The sequence below is a fragment of the Citrobacter sp. RHBSTW-01013 genome (genome assembly GCF_013781985.1).
Taxonomy (GTDB): domain Bacteria; phylum Pseudomonadota; class Gammaproteobacteria; order Enterobacterales; family Enterobacteriaceae; genus Citrobacter; species Citrobacter braakii.
On the sequence record NZ_CP056185.1, the window covers coordinates 3,559,938 to 3,578,253 of the forward strand.

The following is an 18,316-nucleotide window of genomic DNA, read 5'->3' on the forward strand; positions in this document are numbered from 1 at the left end:
TTCGGAGACATTTGTCCCGATATCGCCTCTGGTTCAGGTATACTAACAGACGTTTTTAACTCTTTTCACCCAGGGGGAACACTTGCAGGGTAAAGCACTCCAGGATTTTGTAATCGACAAAATTGATGACCTGAAAGGTCAAGACATCATCGCCTTAGACGTTCAGGGCAAATCCAGCATCACTGATTGCATGATTATCTGCACCGGTACATCCAGCCGTCACGTTATGTCTATTGCAGACCACGTGGTTCAGGAGTCCCGCACTGCTGGCCTGCTACCGCTCGGCGTGGAAGGCGAGAATGTCGCTGACTGGATCGTCGTTGACCTCGGCGATGTGATTGTCCACGTAATGCAGGAAGAGAGTCGTCGCCTGTATGAACTGGAAAAACTCTGGAGTTAATGCGTGAAGCTGCAACTTGTCGCTGTGGGTACGAAAATGCCTGACTGGGTACAAACCGGATTTACCGAGTATCTCCGTCGGTTTCCGAAAGATATGCCCTTTGAGCTGATCGAAATCCCGGCAGGAAAGCGCGGCAAGAACGCGGACATTAAACGCATTCTCGACAAAGAGGGTGAGCAGATGCTGGCTGCCGCAGGCAAAAACCGCATCGTCACCCTTGATATCCCGGGTAAACCCTGGGACACGCCGCAGCTGGCGACCGAACTGGAGCGCTGGAAACTGGACGGTCGTGACGTCAGCCTGTTAATTGGCGGGCCGGAAGGTCTCTCTCCTGCCTGTAAAGCCGCAGCGGAACAAAGCTGGTCACTCTCTGCATTAACCCTTCCACACCCTCTTGTTCGGGTTCTGGTCGCGGAGAGTCTGTACAGGGCGTGGAGCATTACCACCAACCATCCTTATCACCGTGAGTGATCATTGATTCTTGAGTAGATTAAGCAGCGGATGAAACTACAGAATTCTTTTCGCGACTATTCGGCTGAGTCCGCGCTGTTTGTGCGCCGGGCGCTGGTCGCTTTTTTGGGGATTTTGCTGCTAACCGGCGTGCTGATCGCCAACCTTTATAATCTGCAAATCGTTCGCTTCACTGATTATCAGACCCGTTCGAACGAAAACCGCATCAAACTGGTGCCTATCGCGCCGAGTCGCGGCATCATTTATGACCGCAACGGAATTCCTCTCGCCCTTAACCGCACCATTTATCAGATAGAAATGATGCCGGAAAAGGTAGACAACATTCAGGATACCCTCGACGCGCTGCGTAACGTCGTAGACCTGACGGACGACGATATTGCTGCCTTTAAAAAAGAGCGCGCCCGTTCACACCGTTTCACCTCAATTCCGGTAAAAACCAACCTGACTGAAGTTCAGGTCGCACGCTTTGCCGTGAATCAATATCGCTTTCCTGGGGTCGAAGTTAAAGGCTATAAACGCCGCTATTACCCATACGGCTCTGCGCTGACCCACGTAATTGGCTACGTATCGAAGATCAACGATAAAGACGTAGACCGCCTGGACAAAGACGGCAAACTGGCTAACTACGCGGCAACGCATGACATCGGCAAGCTGGGTATTGAACGTTATTATGAGGACGTGCTTCACGGCCAAACCGGGTATGAAGAAGTTGAAGTGAACAACCGCGGCCGCGTCATTCGCCAGCTGAAAGAAGTGGCGCCGCAGGCCGGGCACGATATCTATCTCACCCTTGATTTGAAACTCCAGCAGTATATTGAAACGCTGCTGGCGGGCAGTCGTGCCGCCGTGGTGGTTACCGACCCGCGTACCGGTGGCGTTCTGGCGCTGGTATCTATGCCGAGCTATGACCCGAATCTGTTCGTGGATGGTATCTCCAGTAAAGATTACTCCGGGTTGCTCAATGACCCGAACACCCCCTTGGTTAACCGCGCCACACAGGGTGTTTACCCCCCTGCTTCGACGGTTAAACCTTACGTTGCGGTTTCTGCGTTAAGCGCAGGCGTTATCACCCGCAATACCGGCCTGTTCGATCCGGGCTGGTGGCAGCTACCGGGCTCTGAAAAACGTTACCGCGACTGGAAAAAGTGGGGGCACGGCCATCTGAACATCACCCGCTCTCTGGAAGAGTCCGCGGATACGTTTTTCTATCAAATCGCCTATGATATGGGGATTGACCGGCTTTCCGAGTGGATGAGCAAATTTGGCTACGGCAAATATACGGGCATCGATCTTGCCGAAGAGCGCTCCGGCAATATGCCAACCCGCGAGTGGAAGCAAAAACGGTTTAAAAAACCATGGTATCAGGGTGATACCATTCCCGTCGGCATCGGCCAGGGTTACTGGACAGCAACCCCAATCCAGATGAGTAAAGCGCTGATGATCCTTATCAACGACGGTTTGATAAAAGTCCCGCATCTGTTGATGAGCACGGCAGAAAACGGCAAGCAGGTGCCGTGGGTACAGCCGCACGAACCGCCCGTTGGCGATATTCATTCTGGTTACTGGGAAATCGCGAAAGACGGTATGTACGGTGTTGCGAACCGCCCTAACGGAACTGCGCATAAGTATTTTGCTGGCGCGCCTTACAAAATTGCGGCGAAATCCGGTACCGCGCAGGTCTTTGGCCTGAAAGCTAATGAAACCTATAACGCGCATAAGATCGCCGAGCGTTTACGTGACCACAAGCTGATGACGGCCTTCGCCCCCTATGATAAACCCCAGGTCGCTGTCGCCATGATCCTTGAAAACGGCGGTGCGGGTCCGGCAGTGGGTACCATTATGCGCCAGATCCTTGACCATATTATGTTGGGCGACAACAACACCAATCTGCCTGCGGAAAACCCAGCGGTTGCAGCAGCGGAGGACCAATAATCGTGACGGATAATCCGAACAAAAAAACATTCTGGGACAAAATCCACATAGATCCCACAATGTTGCTTATTTTGCTGGCTCTGCTGGTTTACAGCTCACTGGTCATCTGGAGCGCCAGCGGCCAGGATATTGGCATGATGGAGCGCAAAGTCGGCCAGATCGCAATGGGCCTGGTCATCATGGTAGTGATGGCGCAAATTCCCCCCCGGGTGTATGAGGGCTGGGCGCCCTATCTCTATATCTTTTGCATCATTCTGTTGGTGGCGGTAGACGCCTTCGGCGCCATTTCCAAAGGTGCGCAGCGCTGGCTGGATTTGGGTATCGTGCGTTTTCAGCCTTCTGAAATTGCCAAAATCGCCGTGCCGCTGATGGTTGCGCGCTTTATTAACCGTGACGTTTGCCCACCATCGATAAAAAATACCGCCATTGCGCTGGTGCTGATTTTTATGCCCACGCTGCTGGTCGCCGCCCAACCAGACCTCGGCACTTCAATTCTGGTCGCCCTTTCCGGTCTGTTTGTCTTGTTCCTTTCTGGTTTGAGCTGGCGCTTAATCGGCGTTGCGGTGGTTCTGGTCGCGGCGTTTATCCCGATACTGTGGTTCTTCTTGATGCATGATTACCAGCGTCAGCGCGTCATGATGCTGCTCGACCCGGAAACCGATCCGCTGGGCGCGGGTTATCACATAATTCAGTCTAAAATTGCTATTGGCTCCGGCGGGTTACGCGGCAAAGGCTGGCTGCATGGTACACAATCGCAGCTTGAGTTTTTACCCGAACGCCACACCGACTTTATCTTTGCTGTCTTAGCGGAAGAGCTGGGTCTGGTGGGGATCTTGATTCTGTTGACGCTCTACATTTTGCTGATTATGCGCGGATTATGGATCGCTGCCCGCGCGCAAACCACCTTTGGTCGCGTCATGGCGGGTGGCTTAATGTTGATATTATTCGTTTATGTCTTCGTAAATATTGGTATGGTGAGCGGTATTCTGCCCGTGGTTGGGGTTCCACTCCCACTGGTCAGTTACGGAGGCTCGGCACTTATCGTGCTGATGGCCGGGTTCGGGATTGTTATGTCGATCCACACCCATAGAAAAATGTTGTCGAAAAGCGTGTAAGGGGTACGCAATGCGTAAGCAGTGGCTTGGTATCTGCATCGCAGCAGGAATGCTCGCGGCGTGTTCGAGTGATGATGGTCAGCAACAGGTTGCTGTCGCGCCGCAGCCTGCGGTGTGTAATGGTCCGATTGTTGAAATCAGCGGGGCCGATCCGCGCTTTGAACCCCTGAACCCAACGGCGAATCAGGACTACCAGCGTGATGGTAAAAGCTACAAAATCGTGCAGGATCCCTCCCGCTTTAGCCAGGCCGGACTTGCCGCTATCTATGATGCGGAACCAGGAAGCAACTTAACCGCGTCTGGCGAAGCGTTCGATCCGATGCAGCTGACCGCTGCGCATCCGACGCTGCCAGTCCCCAGCTATGCCAGAATTACCAATCTGGCGAACGGCAGGATGATCGTCGTGCGCATTAACGATCGCGGGCCTTATGGCAACGATCGCGTGATTTCACTTTCGCGCGCCGCAGCCGATCGTCTGAACACCTCCAACAACACTAAAGTGCGTATCGACCCAATCATCGTCGCCCAGGATGGTTCATTGTCCGGACCGGGTATGGCTTGTACCACGGTCGCGAAACAAACTTATGCCTTGCCTGCGCGTCCTGATTTAAGCGGTGGCGGCAATATGGGAAGCATGCCTTTGCCATCGGATGCAGGTCAGCCGCAAGGCGATATTCGTCCGATCAGTAATTCCACGCTGAAAAGCGATGATCCAACCGGTGCGCCAGTAAACAGCAGTGGATTCCTCGGTGCGCCAACCACGCTCGCATCAGGCGTGCTGGAAAGCAGCGAGCCGACTCCGGCGCCGCAATCGACAACCACCGCACCGGTCACGTCAACCGCGCCGGCAGCAACCCCAGCAGCCGTCACAGCCCCTGCGCCTGCGGCAACTGCCAACGGACGCTATGTGGTTCAGGTTGGCGCAGTCAGCGAGCAGTCGCGCGCGCAGCAGTATCAAAAGCGTTTAAGCCAGCAGTTTGGCGTTCCTGGCCGGGTGGTACAAAACGGCGCAGTCTGGCGTATCCAGATGGGGCCGTTTGCCAGCAAAGCTGAAGCCTCCACATTGCAGCAGCGTCTTCAATCCGAGGCGCAATTACAGTCCTTCATCACCGGCGTGTAATAACGTAAATCAGGTATCTGAACTGTCAGTTTCTGTAAATGACATTAACAAAGTCACGCGGAAAGTCAGATGCCTGCCAGTTATGCATTTGCTATAGTAGGGCACTTTTTTTAATTTCATCACGGACGTCGTAGTTCAGACCATGAAGACCACTTTTTCCGCTCGTTTCGTGCAGCGTATGGCGCTCACCGCGGCTCTCTGCGCAGCCTCTCTCTCTGCTGCCCATGCCGATGACCTGAATATTAAAACCATGATCCCGGGTGTTCCGCAGATCGATGCGGAGTCGTATATCCTGATTGATTACAATTCAGGTAAAGTTCTGGCAGAACAGAACGCAGACACTCGCCGCGACCCCGCCAGCCTGACCAAAATGATGACCAGCTACGTCATCGGCCAGGCGATGAAAGCCGGGAAATTCAAAGAAACCGATCTGGTCACCGTCGGCAATGACGCATGGGCTACGGGCAACCCGGTCTTCAAAGGTTCATCGCTGATGTTCCTCAAGCCTGGCATGCAGGTTCCTGTTTCTCAGCTGATCCGTGGAATTAACCTGCAATCCGGAAACGACGCGTGCGTGGCGATGGCAGACTTCGCAGCCGGTAGCCAGGATGCTTTCGTCGGCCTGATGAACAGCTATGTGAATGCGCTGGGCCTGAAAAACACCCACTTCCAGACCGTTCATGGTCTCGATGCTGACGGTCAGTACAGCTCGGCTCGCGACATGGCGATGATTGGTCAGGCTCTGATTCGCGACGTGCCTAACGAATACTCTATCTATAAAGAAAAAGAGTTCACCTTTAACGGCATTCGTCAGTTAAACCGCAACGGCCTGCTGTGGGATAACAGCCTGAATGTCGACGGTATCAAAACCGGTCACACCGATAAGGCTGGCTATAACCTCGTTGCATCCGCAACCGAAGGCCAGATGCGTCTGATCTCAGCCGTTATGGGTGGTCGCACCTATAAAGGCCGAGAAACCGAAAGTAAAAAACTGCTGACCTGGGGCTTCCGTTTCTTCGAAACCGTGAACCCGTTGAAAGTGGGTAAAGAATTTGCCTCAGAACCTGCCTGGTTTGGTAACACCGATCGTGCGTCGTTAGGCGTTGATAAAGACGTCTACCTGACCATTCCGCGCGGCCGCATGAAAGACCTGAAAGCCAGCTATGTGTTGAACACCACTGAACTGCACGCCCCGCTGCAGAAAAACCAGGTTGTCGGCACTATCAACTTCCAGTTAGATGGCAAAACCATTGAACAGCGTCCGCTGGTGGTGCTGCAGGAAATCCCTGAAGGCAACTTCTTTGGGAAAATCATTGATTACATTAAATTAATGTTCCATCACTGGTTTGGCTAAAAATCGAACACTTGAAAGTGTGATTTACGTCCCCATATACTAGGTATCCAGATAACTCCCACGCGCAGTGGGAGTTATTATTTTTTGATGTAACGCCGGAGCTGACATGAAAACCAAACTTAACGAACTGCTTGAATTCCCTACTCCATTTACTTACAAAGTAATGGGGCAGGCGTTGCCTGAGCTGGTTGATCAGGTGGTTGAAGTGGTACAGCGCCATGCGCCAGGTGATTACTCTCCGACGGTAAAACCGAGCAGCAAAGGCAACTACCACTCGGTCTCAATCACCATCACTGCTACACACATTGAGCAGGTTGAAACGCTGTACGAAGAATTAGGCAATATCGATATCGTACGCATGGTGCTGTAAAAACCTGTCGGTTACCCGCTGCATCCCCGCTCGGGTAACCCCTCCCCCCTGTGATATACTTTTCCCCTCTTTAACATTCTCTACGGAGATGCCGTTTTGTATCAGGATAAAATTCTGGTCCGCCAGCTCGGTCTTCAACCTTACGAGCCAGTCTCTCTGGCCATGCATGAATTTACCGATACCCGTGATGAAAACAGTCATGATGAAATCTGGCTGGTAGAGCATTATCCTGTCTTCACCCAGGGTCAGGCAGGTAAAGCTGAGCACGTATTGATGCCGGGAGATATTCCGGTGATCCAGAGCGATCGTGGCGGTCAGGTGACCTACCACGGGCCAGGCCAACAGGTCATGTATGTGCTGTTGAACCTGAAGCGTCGTAAACTTGGCGTTCGCGAACTGGTCACGCTGCTGGAGCAAACCGTCGTGAATACCCTTGCCGAAATCGGCATTGACGCCCACCCGCGAGCCGATGCGCCTGGCGTATACGTGGGTGAGAAGAAAATCTGCTCTTTGGGATTACGTATCCGTAAAGGATGTTCATTTCACGGCTTAGCGCTCAACGTGGATATGGACTTGTCGCCTTTCCTGCGTATCAATCCTTGTGGTTATGCCGGGATGGAGATGGCGAAAGTATCGCAGTGGGATAGCACAGCCACGACCGAAAGCATTCGCCCCCGCCTGCTGGCCAACATCCTCGCGCTGTTGGGTAACCCCCCGCACGAGTACATTGCGGACTGAAAATACGGTCATACTTTGCCACGGCATATGTTGTGGCAAATGGCACAAAACAACAACTATTTTACATTTTGCCAGCCTGTCAGGCTGCTTTCTGGCCCGTTTCAATGATATACTGCGTATCACTAATTCAAAAATAGTTGATAAATGCAACATTCCCTTGAATTGAAACGCTTTCCTTCGTAATTCGCAACTGGAACACGCAAGCTATGAGTAAACCCATTGTGATGGAACGCGGTGTTAAATACCGCGATGCCGATAAGATGGCTCTTATCCCGGTAAAAAATGTGGCAACAGAGCGTGAAGCCCTGCTGCGTAAACCGGAATGGATGAAAATAAAACTGCCAGCGGACTCCACTCGCATCCAGGGCATCAAAGCGGCAATGCGCAAAAATGGCCTGCACTCTGTCTGCGAAGAAGCTTCCTGCCCTAACCTGGCTGAATGTTTCAATCACGGAACAGCAACCTTTATGATCCTCGGCGCAATCTGTACTCGCCGTTGCCCATTCTGTGACGTTGCCCATGGCCGTCCGGTTGCTCCTGACGCCAACGAGCCGTTAAAACTGGCTCAGACAATTGCGGACATGGCGCTGCGCTATGTCGTGATTACCTCCGTTGACCGCGACGATCTGCGTGACGGCGGCGCTCAGCACTTTGCTGACTGCATCACCGCGATTCGTGAGAAAAGTCCGTCGATTAAAATCGAAACGCTGGTGCCTGACTTCCGTGGTCGTATGGATCGCGCGCTGGATATCCTCACAGCCACACCGCCGGACGTGTTTAACCACAACCTCGAAAACGTACCGCGTATTTATCGTAATGTACGCCCTGGGGCTGACTACAACTGGTCGCTGAAGCTTCTGGAACGCTTTAAGGAAGCGCACCCGGAGATTCCGACCAAATCGGGTCTGATGGTGGGTCTGGGTGAAACTAATGCTGAAATCATTGAGGTCATGCGCGACCTGCGCAGCCATGGCGTGACCATGCTGACGCTGGGGCAGTATTTACAGCCAAGCCGCCATCACCTCCCGGTTCAACGCTATGTAAGCCCGGATGAGTTCGATGAGATGAAAGCAGAAGCCATGGCTATGGGCTTTACCCACGCTGCTTGCGGTCCATTCGTGCGCTCTTCATACCATGCTGACATGCAGGCCAAAGGGCTGGAAGTGAAGTAATCGTGTAATACTCACTTACATATCAGCAATAAAAAACCGGCAAATCGCCGGTTTTTTTTCATGCAGAGTTTGCAGTATTACTCTTTATGAGAAAGCTTCTCAGCCTGAACGCTACCATCAGCCTCTTTCTTGGCATCGGCATTATCGTCGTTCATTGCTTTCTTGAAGCCCTTGATTGCCGTCCCCAGGTCTCCACCCAGAGTACGTAACTTCTTGGTACCAAACAGCAGAACAACCAGTGCGGCAACCACCAGCAGTTTGGTAATACTAATCTCACCCATAGATACCTTCTTGACTTAAACCAGGCTACATAAAGCGCCATATTAACCTGAGAATATTAACGGCCTTTCGACGCGCGCACACAATAGCAATCTGTAACAAGGTGAATCAAGCCTTGTTTAAAAAAACGTCATAATAATTGCGGTGGCGCAAAGCGTCGGTTACTTAACACCGGAAGTTGTGCCCTGACCTGCCTCACCCGCTCGGCGGAAACCTCGGCCATAATGAGCGCGGGCGTTTCAGCCGCCGCCGCAATAGTCACGCCAAAGGGATCGATGACCCGGCTTTGGCCGATATTCTTGTTACCGCATTCTCCAGCCGCAACCAGATAACACGTGGCATCCAGCGCTCTTGCCGCCAAAAGCGTGGCCCAATGATGCTCTTTTAACGATCCCCGCACCCAAGCCGCAGGTAAAACGAGAATCTCAGCCCCCTGCAACGCGTGCGCCAGCGCCAGCTCAGGGAAGCGCAGGTCATAGCAGGTCATTAGCCCTACTTTTAATCCGCCTACGTCCAGCAGCGGTGCTATGGCGTCCCCTGCATCGACATTACGTGACTCCTGAATCGAAAAGGCATCATAGAGATGTAATTTAGCGTAATGGGCCACTACCCGACCAGCCCGTAGCGCCACCAGCATGTTAAATGCCCGGCCTGGCACAGAGGGAACATGAATCGTCAGGATTGTCGTCATCTCATTTTGTGCGCTTTCTCGCAACAAATGCGTCAGAAACCCGCCTTCCAAAAGCTGAGCTGATTTCACTGACAGGTCAGGGTCTAAATCGTCACGCGCCAACAATGCTTCCGGTAATACCAGTAGCGACGCCCCCTCTCCAGCAGCCTGAGACATCAGTAAGGCGCAGGTTTCTGCATTTTTTTCCCATGAAGGTCCCACGGCAAATTGCCCTGCTGCAACGAACATATTCCCTCCAGAAAACTTTGTTAGGCTCGCCAACAACAATTATTCAGCGTTACACTCACCCTCTATACAATCAAATAGCAGGATTACGCAGTGTTACAACTCCTTTTAGCAGTTTTTATCGGTGGTGGCACAGGTAGCGTAGCAAGATGGATGTTGAGTATGCGGTTTAACCCGCTGCATCAGGCCATTCCATTCGGTACGCTGGCTGCAAACTTACTTGGCGCATTTATCATTGGTATGGGTCTGGCATGGTTTAATCGCATGACAAATATTGACCCAATGTGGAAGGTGCTGATTACTACTGGCTTTTGCGGGGGACTGACAACGTTTTCCACTTTCTCTGCTGAGGTAGTGTTTTTACTGCAGGAAGGACGCTTTGGTTGGGCTATGGTGAATGTACTGGTTAATCTGTTGGGATCATTCGCGATGACCGCCCTGGCATTCTGGTTGGTATCTGCTTCTCCCGCACATTGAAGCGAAAAAAACCCGCAATTAAGCGGGTTTTGAATGCTTGCTGTCGTATGCTTACAGAGCGATTACGTTTGCAGCAGAAGGGCCTTTGGCACCGTTAGTGATTTCGAACTCTACACGCTGACCTTCAGCCAGAGTTTTAAAACCATTGGTCTGGATTGCAGAGAAGTGTACGAACACATCTTTGCTGCCATCTTCCGGAGTAATGAAACCGAATCCTTTGGACTCATTAAACCACTTAACGTTACCTTTAATCTTAGACATCAAAATTACCTTTACATGAAAAATAGACACAAATGCTGTGTCGGGTATCAGTACAACAATTGTGGTGCACTTTGTCCAGTCGAACTTTATCAAAAAGTGATAAATGTCGCGTTATTTTTCAGTTAAACTTCCTATCACTATGTTTTTAAAAGGCTTTCCAATAAACCACCTGACAATACAGGTAGTCCATCAAAACTGGAACCGCATCCACGCAAAGTAGACGTTGCCGTTGTTATACGTTCCAGGAATGTAGGTCATCTGAAACGTTGCCGGACCATAACCAATTGATGCCAGCGGTAACAGCACCGGTACCGGAATGTAGTTCCAGTTATCACGCGCGGTGAAACCGGCGGTAAAGCCGAGACCTGTATGGAAGTTTTCATCAGCCAGCGGTCGCCAGGTTTTTTCCCAGCCATAGCCGCCAATGGGTTCCCATTTATTGTAGGAATCCTTAAACGCCATGATATAAAGTCCGTGCCAGTTACCTTTATCATCCCAACGGGATTGACCAAATCCTGCACCCCACGGCCGTTCATTGTAGCGATCCGTTTTTTCTTTATCGTAGGCAAAACGCGCATGCCAGGTAATAGCAGGTACATACAGATCATAATGTTCCGGCTGCTGCCAGGTTTCACTGACATTATCTTTAAAAGTAGCAAACCAGCCTTTATCTTCAGCAGCCGCCAGGGAAGTGAAAGCTAACTGAATAAAAATAAATGAAAAAATGAGAAAATATCGTTTAGCGAAAATCACAACTTAATTACCATCCTGGGATTTATTATTAATTTTAGCAAACCCAACCTTAATGTCAGCTTAACAAAAATGCGCAAATAAAAAATCAGAATATTCCTCAGCCTATAACCTATCCCTTTATTTACTGAGCCATTTCATAGGAACTATTTTCTCTTTATTGCCAATAAATTGTGCTTTCCTGCGGCGAGAGTTAAATAACATCACAATAAATTAACAATAAAGCATCAATATCACCACAAAACACACACACTAACGCTGCGCTTCACAGTTTTTTATTGTGATATTCTTTTTTTAATCGCGATGCTGAAAAAACGGCTTAGCCATCGCTTGAATCCGTATTTTTATTGATTTCAATCAGCAAGAGTTATCGGTTTATTAGGCACATTCTGTCACCACTTTTTACTTTTTTTAGTTTTTTAACTTTCTGGGCAGCAATGCGACAGGGGAAACAATGTTGACATTTATTGAACTCCTTATTGGGGTTGTGGTTATTGTGGGTGTAGCGCGCTACATCATTAAAGGTTATTCCGCGACAGGCGTACTGTTTGTCGGCGGTCTGGTTTTGCTGATTATCAGTGCGTTGATGGGCCATAAAGTTTTGCCATCTAGCGCGGCAACAACGGGCTATACGGCAACAGACATTGTTGAATATATTAAAATTTTGCTGATGAGCCGTGGCGGCGATCTCGGCATGATGATTATGATGCTGTGTGGTTTTGCCGCCTACATGACGCATATTGGCGCGAATGATATGGTGGTTAAGCTGGCCTCTAAGCCGCTGCAGTATATCAATTCACCTTATCTGCTTATGATTGCCGCCTATTTTGTCGCCTGCCTGATGTCCCTGGCGGTCTCTTCAGCAACCGGTCTGGGCGTATTGCTGATGGCGACATTGTTCCCGGTCATGGTTAACGTTGGGATTAGCCGTGGCGCCGCAGCGGCCATTTGCGCCTCCCCAGCCGCTATTATTCTTTCGCCAACATCCGGTGATGTAGTACTGGCTGCAAAAGCCGCGGAAATGCCGCTGATCGATTTCGCGTTTAAAACCACGCTGCCAATTTCCATTGCCGCCATCATTGCTATGGCGATTGCCCACTTTTTCTGGCAGCGTTATCTGGATAAAAAAGAGAACATTTCTCATGAAATGTTAGATGTGGCTGAAATTACCACTACCGCCCCGTCGTTTTACGCCATCTTGCCATTTACCCCGATCGTTGGCGTCCTGATTTTCGATGGAAAATGGGGCCCACAGCTGCATATCATTACGATTCTGGTGCTGTGCATGCTCATCGCTGCTGTACTGGAGTTCGTACGAGGATTCAACACCCAGAAGGTTTTCTCGGGTCTGGAAGTCGCCTACCGTGGTATGGCGGATGCCTTTGCTAACGTGGTGATGCTGTTAGTCGCGGCGGGCGTTTTTGCCCAGGGTCTGAGCACAATCGGCTTTATTCAGAGTCTGATTTCTATCGCCACCTCGTTTGGCTCCGCGAGCATTATTCTGATGCTGGTACTGGTGATCCTGACTATGCTGGCAGCAATGACCACGGGGTCCGGTAACGCACCGTTCTATGCCTTCGTTGAGATGATCCCGAAACTGGCGCACTCTTCTGGCATTAACCCGGCTTACCTTGCTATTCCGATGCTGCAGGCATCAAACCTTGGACGCACAATCTCTCCGGTATCCGGTGTGGTTGTCGCTGTCGCAGGGATGGCAAAGATCTCTCCGTTCGAAGTAGTGAAACGTACCTCGGTTCCGGTACTGGTTGGACTGCTGGTAGTGATTATCGCAACTGAAGTGATGGTGCCCGCGACGTCCGCCCTGATTGGCGGTTAACGATAACTGTCAGTATCTGACCTTGATACGCAAAATCATTTAAGCTGCATCAAAGCGGCAAGTGAAGACATCCCCAGTACATAGATAATTTTGTGACTGGGGTTTCTTCACGCAGCCCACAAAGAGGCAGCTTCAAGGATGACGTGAATTAGCCGCCGTGATAAATACGCTGCGGCCTCCCCACCTTACCGTGAATAATCTCCGCAATAATCAAATGACGGCTGGCACAGTACTCCAGGTAGCGCCTGGAGGTGGTACGGCTGATAGTGAGCGCCTGGGCGATCGTTTCCGCAGTATGATGTACCGTCGGATCGGCAAATAATTTCAACACCGCATTCAGCGTTAACGCATCAATTCCGGTCGGCAAATCGCCTTTCGGTTCGCCGCGCGCATAAGCATTAAACATTTCATCAATCTGCTTTTGACTGGCGCTGTCATTACCGGCCAACATGCGTCTGCGCTGTTGATAACGCGTCAGCGTCTGTCCCAGGCGCTCGTAGGCAATGGGTTTGACCAGATAATCAAACGCGCCGCTGCGCACGGCCTCAGAGACCGTTTCCATGTCGCTGGCCGCCGTGGTAAACACCACGCCCCCCGGATAACGCGTCTGGGTTAGCTCATGCAACAACGTAATTCCCTTGCCGTCCGGCAAGTAGTTATCGAGCAGAATCAAACCGGGCTTAAAACGCTCAATCATCATCCTCGCTTGCGCAAGATTACCCGCCAGCCAAATCTGGCTGAAGCCGGGTATATGGCGGATATATTCAGCATGCATTTCCGCCAGTAGCGTTTCATCCTCAACGATCAATAGCGTTAATGGTTCCGTCATTATTTTTTTTCACTTTCGGAAGAAATAAAGAAAATAAGGTGCCGCAGGGGGAGTTATCTTCGAGTGTAATCACCCCGTTACAGCGCCTCACATAACTTGCAATCAGATACAAACCGATGCCATGTTCACCTGGTTCATCGGTACGGGTGCTCACACCCTGTTCAAATATTTTTTCACGCAATGCTTCCGGTACACCGCATCCCTGATCGGCAACTTCGATGATCACGTCATCCCCTTCATCGCTCAAATAGAGTTCGACGATCTTGTTGCCTTGCTGGGTGCGCAAGCTCGCTTCAAATGCATTATCAAGCAGATTGCCAACAATTGCTGCAAACTCTGTGCTATCCAGCCCCTCAGGGAGTTGATGCAGTTGACTGCCAGGAACGATAGTCATAGTGAGGCCCAGTTCACGCGCACGCTGCACCTTGCCAAACAACAGACCGGCTACCTGACGATCGGCAAACGCGCCGCGCAGGCTGTCAATCAGTTGCTGTTGCGCCTGCGATTCCCCCTGCACCATTGCCAGCACCCGGTCATACTCTTTCATTTGCAGCAGGCCATTAATGGTCGACATCCAGTTAAGGTGTTCATGACGCAGCGTTCTCAGGCTCTCTACATACTGTTTGATCTGCGTTAATTGCGCATTAAGAGTAGCAATTTCATCTTTACTACGAAAACTGATGATTGCCCCAAGCAGTTCATCGCCGGAGCGAATCGCCTCACGGTTAGCGATAACGCTCAGACCATTAAAGTTCACCATCGCGTCCTGTCGTTTTTCCGCAATCTGCTGGGTGAAAAAGTCAGTCGGCTGAACCACCTCACTAACCGGTTTTCCAAGCCACTTTCGTCCAGGCGAAGACAGCCCCAGCATTTTCCTCGCGCTGCGGTTTATTGCGGTGATATACCCATCAGGGTCCACGGCGATCAAACCTTCATATACCGAGCTGAATAGCGCTTCCTGCTGACGCACTACCCGCGCGATTTGCTTAGGCTCCATCCCCAACATCTGTCGGCGAATATGGGCGGCAAATAACCAGGAGAGCAGCATAAGTACCAGCAACAGCAGGATAAACACCCCTGCCATTGGGAGTAAAAAGTCCGATCGCCAGCTATCGATTTTACTGATCAGATAGCCAATTGAGACCACGCCAATGATTTTGCCATCGTCATCAAAGATGGGCGTTTTGGCGCGCATCGCCATCCCAATCGACCCTTTGCCGGTAATAAAGTAACTTTCCCCTCTTTCCAGCGCGCCGGGTTTGGTGAACTGCATCGGGTAGCCAATTTTTTCCGGATTTGGGTGGTAAAGGCGGACAGAGTTGGTATCCCCGATCACCACATAGTCGAAGTCAGTCCCGCTCTGCAGTTTGTCGGCAATGGTCGCCAGACGCTTGTAATCACGATGCTTCACCGCCGCGATGATACTGTCGTTAGAGGCGATGATTTTGGCCTGGTTCATCGCCATATCGCGGACATGCGTTGCCAGATAATCTTCAAAACTGGCGGTAAAGTATTGTGCTAACGCGGCGATAATAAAAACAGAAACGACCAAAATAAGCAGAAAGATACGCAATGGAAACGCCAGACTGCGAAAAAAAGGAAACCGTGTTTTATTTTTCTGCTCTGCCATATTTCTTCCTCAGCGACGATACCCGAAACTTATTTCTCATTGTAGTTGTAATAAAAATGTTTTATTTGCAAGTTGCGGTATAAAACAGGATCGTTGCAGATTCCCCACCTTAAATCAATTAAACAAATTAAAACCACACGCTATTTCGGAGTTAAATTAATTAAAAAACTTAAAACCATAAAACACATTAAAACCTTCTAACTTATTGTGAAATAAATCAAAAATTACCTCCAAAATACTCCTTACGATGTATGCAGCAGGGAAAAAAAGAAATACTCCGTAATAAAAAAACATTCCCTTCAATTGCAAACAAGAAGTTATCAGGTTGCTAAACAGAGCAACAAAAACAGAAACCCAGTAACAAATATAGCATCGGGGCTCTATTCACTATGTTCGGTAATAATATATTCACGCAAGTTAAACGCTCAGAAAATAAAAAGATGGCGGCTATCGCGCAATTTCTGAAAGAGAATGATTTGAGCGTTGATACAACTGTCGAAGTATTTATCACCGTCACCCGCGATGACCGCCTGATTGCCTGCGGTGGCATTGCCGGCAATATCATAAAGTGCGTCGCCATCTGCGAATCCGTAAGGGGTGAAGGCTTAGCGCTGACGCTGGCGACCGAGTTAATCAACCTCGCCTATGAGCGCCACTGTACGCACCTCTTCATCTATACCAAAACCGAGTACGAGTCGCTGTTTAAGCAGTGCGGTTTTTCTACGCTGACCAGCGTTCCCGGCATTATGGTGCTGATGGAAAACAGCACCACACGTCTGAAACGCTACGCTGAATCACTGGCGAAACAGCGCCATGAAGGGAAAAAAATTGGTTGTATCGTCATGAATGCCAACCCCTTCACCAACGGACATCGTTTTCTGATCCAACAAGCAGCCGCGCAATGTGACTGGCTGCATCTGTTTTTGGTGAAAGAAGATACCTCGCGTTTTCCGTATGAAGACCGACTGGATCTGGTGCTTAAAGGGACAAAAGACATTCCACGTTTAACCGTTCATCGCGGTTCGGAATACATCATTTCCCGCGCCACATTCCCGTGCTACTTCATCAAAGAGCAGAGCGTTATTAACCACTGCTATACCGAAATAGACCTGAAAATCTTCCGCCAGTATCTGGCCCCGGCTCTCGGCGTCACGCACCGCTTCGTCGGTACCGAGCCGTATTGCACCGTCACCTCCCAGTACAACAACGATATGCGCTACTGGCTGGAGACCCCAACGCTTCCCGCCCCACCGATTGAACTGGTGGAAATTGAGCGGCTGTGCTTCCAGGAGATGCCGATTTCTGCCTCCTGGGTGCGCAAGCTGCTGGTTAAAAAAGATCTCACGGCTATCGCATCCCTGGTCCCTGACGCCACGCTGCACTATCTGCAAAGCATGGTTGAGCGGGCCTCATCGGGTGCGGCAGTCCGCCAAAATACCCCCGCATTAGCAACAGGTGAAAAATGAAAATAAACCAGGCAGCCGTCGCAGGCACACTCGAGTCCGGTGATGTGATGATTCGCATCGCCCCACTCGATTCGCAGGATATTGACCTGCAGGTTAACAGTAGCGTCGAAAAGCAGTTCGGTGATGCCATCCGGGCCACCATTCTGGACGTTCTGTCCCGCTACAACGTACGCGGCGTGCAATTAAATGTTGATGATAAAGGCGCACTGGACTGCATTTTACGTGCGCGACTGGAAGCACTACTGGCCCGCGCTGGCGGTATTCCTGCACTGCCATGGGAGGATTGCCAGTGATTAGTGAATCTTTGCAGCAACGTAAAACCCGTACCCGCCGCAGCATGCTGTTCGTACCGGGCGCCAATGCCGCCATGGTCAGCAACTCGTTCATCTATCCGGCAGATGCGCTGATGTTCGACCTGGAAGACTCCGTCGCGCTGCGCGAGAAAGATACTGCTCGCCGTATGGTGTACCACGCGCTGCAGCATCCGCTGTATCACGACGTTGAAACTATCGTGCGCGTAAACGCCCTCGACTCCGAATGGGGCATTAACGATCTCGAAGCCGTGGTACGCGGCGGCGCTGACATCGTGCGTTTACCGAAGACCGATACCGCGCAGGACGTCATCGACATCGAAAGCGAAATCCTGCGTATCGAGAAAGCCTGTGGCCGTGAGCCCGGCAGTACCGGTCTGTTAGCTGCCATCGAATCGCCGTTAGGCATTACCCGTGCGGTAGAAATTGCCCACGCTTCCGAGCGCCTGATCGGTATTGCACTGGGTGCGGAAGATTATGTGCGTAACCTGCGCACTGAGCGCTCTCCGGAAGGGACTGAACTGCTGTTTGCCCGCTGCTCTATTTTGCAGGCGGCACGCTCTGCCGGCATTCAGGCGTTCGACACCGTTTATTCCGATGCCAACAACGAAGCGGGTTTCCTGCATGAAGCCGCACACATCAAGCAACTGGGTTTTGACGGTAAGTCGCTCATCAACCCGCGCCAGATCGAGCTCCTGCACAACCTGTACGCCCCGACACGCAAAGAGCTGGCTCACGCGCGCCTGGTCGTGGAAGCCGCTGAAGCCGCCGCTCGCGAAGGCCGTGGCGTAGTTTCCCTGAACGGCAAAATGGTCGACAGCCCGGTTATCGAGCGCGCCCTTCTGGTTATCTCCCGTGCAGAACTTTCCGGCATTCGCGAAGAATAAG

The 18,316-nt window shown here is 51.0% G+C and carries 20 protein-coding genes; 14 read left to right on the forward strand and 6 right to left on the reverse strand.

The genetic code is table 11. The annotated features are described in order from the left end of the window. The first annotated feature begins 82 nt into the window (after nt 1-82). The 9 genes from rsfS (at nt 83) to lipA (ending at nt 8,672) form a co-directional block, all read left to right on the forward strand. Nucleotides 83-400, forward strand: a complete 318-nt coding sequence (rsfS, locus tag HV350_RS17225) for a ribosome silencing factor (RefSeq protein ID WP_003022728.1) — start codon at nt 83-85, stop codon at nt 398-400. A gap of 3 nt (nt 401-403) precedes the next feature. Further along, nucleotides 404-871 (forward strand): 23S rRNA (pseudouridine(1915)-N(3))-methyltransferase RlmH, encoded by a 468-nt coding sequence (gene rlmH, locus HV350_RS17230; protein ID WP_003022725.1) that lies wholly within the window; start codon nt 404-406, stop codon nt 869-871. Between the two features lie 30 nt (nt 872-901). Further along, entirely contained in the window at nt 902-2,803 is a 1,902-nt protein-coding gene (mrdA, locus tag HV350_RS17235; protein ID WP_016152233.1) for a peptidoglycan DD-transpeptidase MrdA, read from the forward strand. A gap of 2 nt (nt 2,804-2,805) precedes the next feature. Continuing rightward, on the forward strand, nt 2,806-3,918 hold the full coding sequence (mrdB, locus tag HV350_RS17240; protein WP_181628993.1) for a peptidoglycan glycosyltransferase MrdB: 1,113 nt from the start codon (nt 2,806-2,808) through the stop codon (nt 3,916-3,918). A 10-nt stretch (nt 3,919-3,928) separates the two neighbouring features. Next, nucleotides 3,929-5,038 (forward strand): endolytic peptidoglycan transglycosylase RlpA, encoded by a 1,110-nt coding sequence (gene rlpA, locus HV350_RS17245; RefSeq protein WP_181628996.1) that lies wholly within the window; start codon nt 3,929-3,931, stop codon nt 5,036-5,038. A 142-nt stretch (nt 5,039-5,180) separates the two neighbouring features. Beyond that, nucleotides 5,181-6,392: a D-alanyl-D-alanine carboxypeptidase DacA gene (gene dacA / locus HV350_RS17250; RefSeq protein WP_003022711.1), complete on the forward strand. Its 1,212-nt coding sequence runs from the start codon at nt 5,181-5,183 to the stop codon at nt 6,390-6,392. 106 nt (nt 6,393-6,498) lie between these two features. Further along, nucleotides 6,499-6,762 carry a DUF493 family protein YbeD gene (gene ybeD / locus HV350_RS17255; RefSeq protein WP_003022706.1) on the forward strand — a complete coding sequence of 88 codons (264 nt, stop codon included), beginning with the start codon at nt 6,499-6,501 and terminating at the stop codon, nt 6,760-6,762. Nucleotides 6,763-6,858: 96 nt separating this feature from the next. Further along, entirely contained in the window at nt 6,859-7,500 is a 642-nt protein-coding gene (gene lipB, locus HV350_RS17260) for a lipoyl(octanoyl) transferase LipB (protein WP_181628997.1), read from the forward strand. A gap of 206 nt (nt 7,501-7,706) precedes the next feature. Next, on the forward strand, nt 7,707-8,672 hold the full coding sequence (gene lipA, locus HV350_RS17265; protein WP_003022702.1) for a lipoyl synthase: 966 nt from the start codon (nt 7,707-7,709) through the stop codon (nt 8,670-8,672). Nucleotides 8,673-8,749: 77 nt separating this feature from the next. On the opposite strand, the gene tatE is transcribed toward lipA, so the two are convergent. Beyond that, nucleotides 8,750-8,953, reverse strand: coding sequence for a twin-arginine translocase subunit TatE (tatE, locus tag HV350_RS17270; RefSeq protein WP_016152230.1), 204 nt, complete (start codon nt 8,951-8,953; stop codon nt 8,750-8,752). A gap of 128 nt (nt 8,954-9,081) precedes the next feature. Then, nucleotides 9,082-9,870, reverse strand: coding sequence for a deaminated glutathione amidase (locus tag HV350_RS17275; protein WP_016155964.1), 789 nt, complete (start codon nt 9,868-9,870; stop codon nt 9,082-9,084). A 90-nt stretch (nt 9,871-9,960) separates the two neighbouring features. On the opposite strand from HV350_RS17275, the gene crcB reads away from it, so the two are divergent. Next, the gene (gene crcB / locus HV350_RS17280) at nt 9,961-10,344 is read left to right on the forward strand and encodes a fluoride efflux transporter CrcB (RefSeq protein WP_003831281.1); all 384 of its coding nucleotides are present in this window, start codon (nt 9,961-9,963) and stop codon (nt 10,342-10,344) included. Nucleotides 10,345-10,395: 51 nt separating this feature from the next. On the opposite strand, the gene cspE is transcribed toward crcB, so the two are convergent. Further along, complete coding sequence (gene cspE / locus HV350_RS17285) at nt 10,396-10,605, reverse strand: transcription antiterminator/RNA stability regulator CspE (protein WP_000034825.1); 210 nt, start codon at nt 10,603-10,605, stop codon at nt 10,396-10,398. Nucleotides 10,606-10,794: 189 nt separating this feature from the next. Then, nucleotides 10,795-11,358, reverse strand: coding sequence for a lipid IV(A) palmitoyltransferase PagP (gene pagP / locus HV350_RS17290; RefSeq protein ID WP_101699806.1), 564 nt, complete (start codon nt 11,356-11,358; stop codon nt 10,795-10,797). Between the two features lie 451 nt (nt 11,359-11,809). On the opposite strand from pagP, the gene dcuC reads away from it, so the two are divergent. Then, a complete protein-coding gene (gene dcuC, locus HV350_RS17295) occupies nt 11,810-13,192 on the forward strand; it encodes an anaerobic C4-dicarboxylate transporter DcuC (protein WP_016152227.1) in 1,383 nt (460 codons plus the stop codon). Nucleotides 13,193-13,340: 148 nt separating this feature from the next. On the opposite strand, the gene dpiA is transcribed toward dcuC, so the two are convergent. Further along, on the reverse strand, nt 13,341-14,021 hold the full coding sequence (gene dpiA / locus HV350_RS17300) for a two-component response regulator DpiA (RefSeq protein WP_016152226.1): 681 nt from the start codon (nt 14,019-14,021) through the stop codon (nt 13,341-13,343). Further along, nucleotides 13,990-15,651, reverse strand: a complete 1,662-nt coding sequence (gene dpiB / locus HV350_RS17305; protein ID WP_046274583.1) for a sensor histidine kinase DpiB — start codon at nt 15,649-15,651, stop codon at nt 13,990-13,992. Before dpiB ends, dpiA begins: the two co-directional genes overlap by 32 nt. A gap of 389 nt (nt 15,652-16,040) precedes the next feature. Between dpiB and citC the strand changes: the two genes are divergently transcribed. The 3 genes from citC to HV350_RS17320 are packed head-to-tail and all read left to right on the forward strand — an operon-like array spanning nt 16,041 to nt 18,315. Next, nucleotides 16,041-17,117, forward strand: coding sequence for a [citrate (pro-3S)-lyase] ligase (citC, locus tag HV350_RS17310; RefSeq protein WP_016152224.1), 1,077 nt, complete (start codon nt 16,041-16,043; stop codon nt 17,115-17,117). Next, the gene (gene citD / locus HV350_RS17315) at nt 17,114-17,410 is read left to right on the forward strand and encodes a citrate lyase acyl carrier protein (RefSeq protein WP_003831276.1); all 297 of its coding nucleotides are present in this window, start codon (nt 17,114-17,116) and stop codon (nt 17,408-17,410) included. The genes citC and citD overlap by 4 nt, the downstream gene beginning before the upstream one ends. Further along, nucleotides 17,407-18,315: an aldolase/citrate lyase family protein gene (locus HV350_RS17320; protein WP_053388581.1), complete on the forward strand. Its 909-nt coding sequence runs from the start codon at nt 17,407-17,409 to the stop codon at nt 18,313-18,315. The genes citD and HV350_RS17320 overlap by 4 nt, the downstream gene beginning before the upstream one ends. The last annotated feature ends 1 nt before the right edge of the window (nt 18,316 follow it).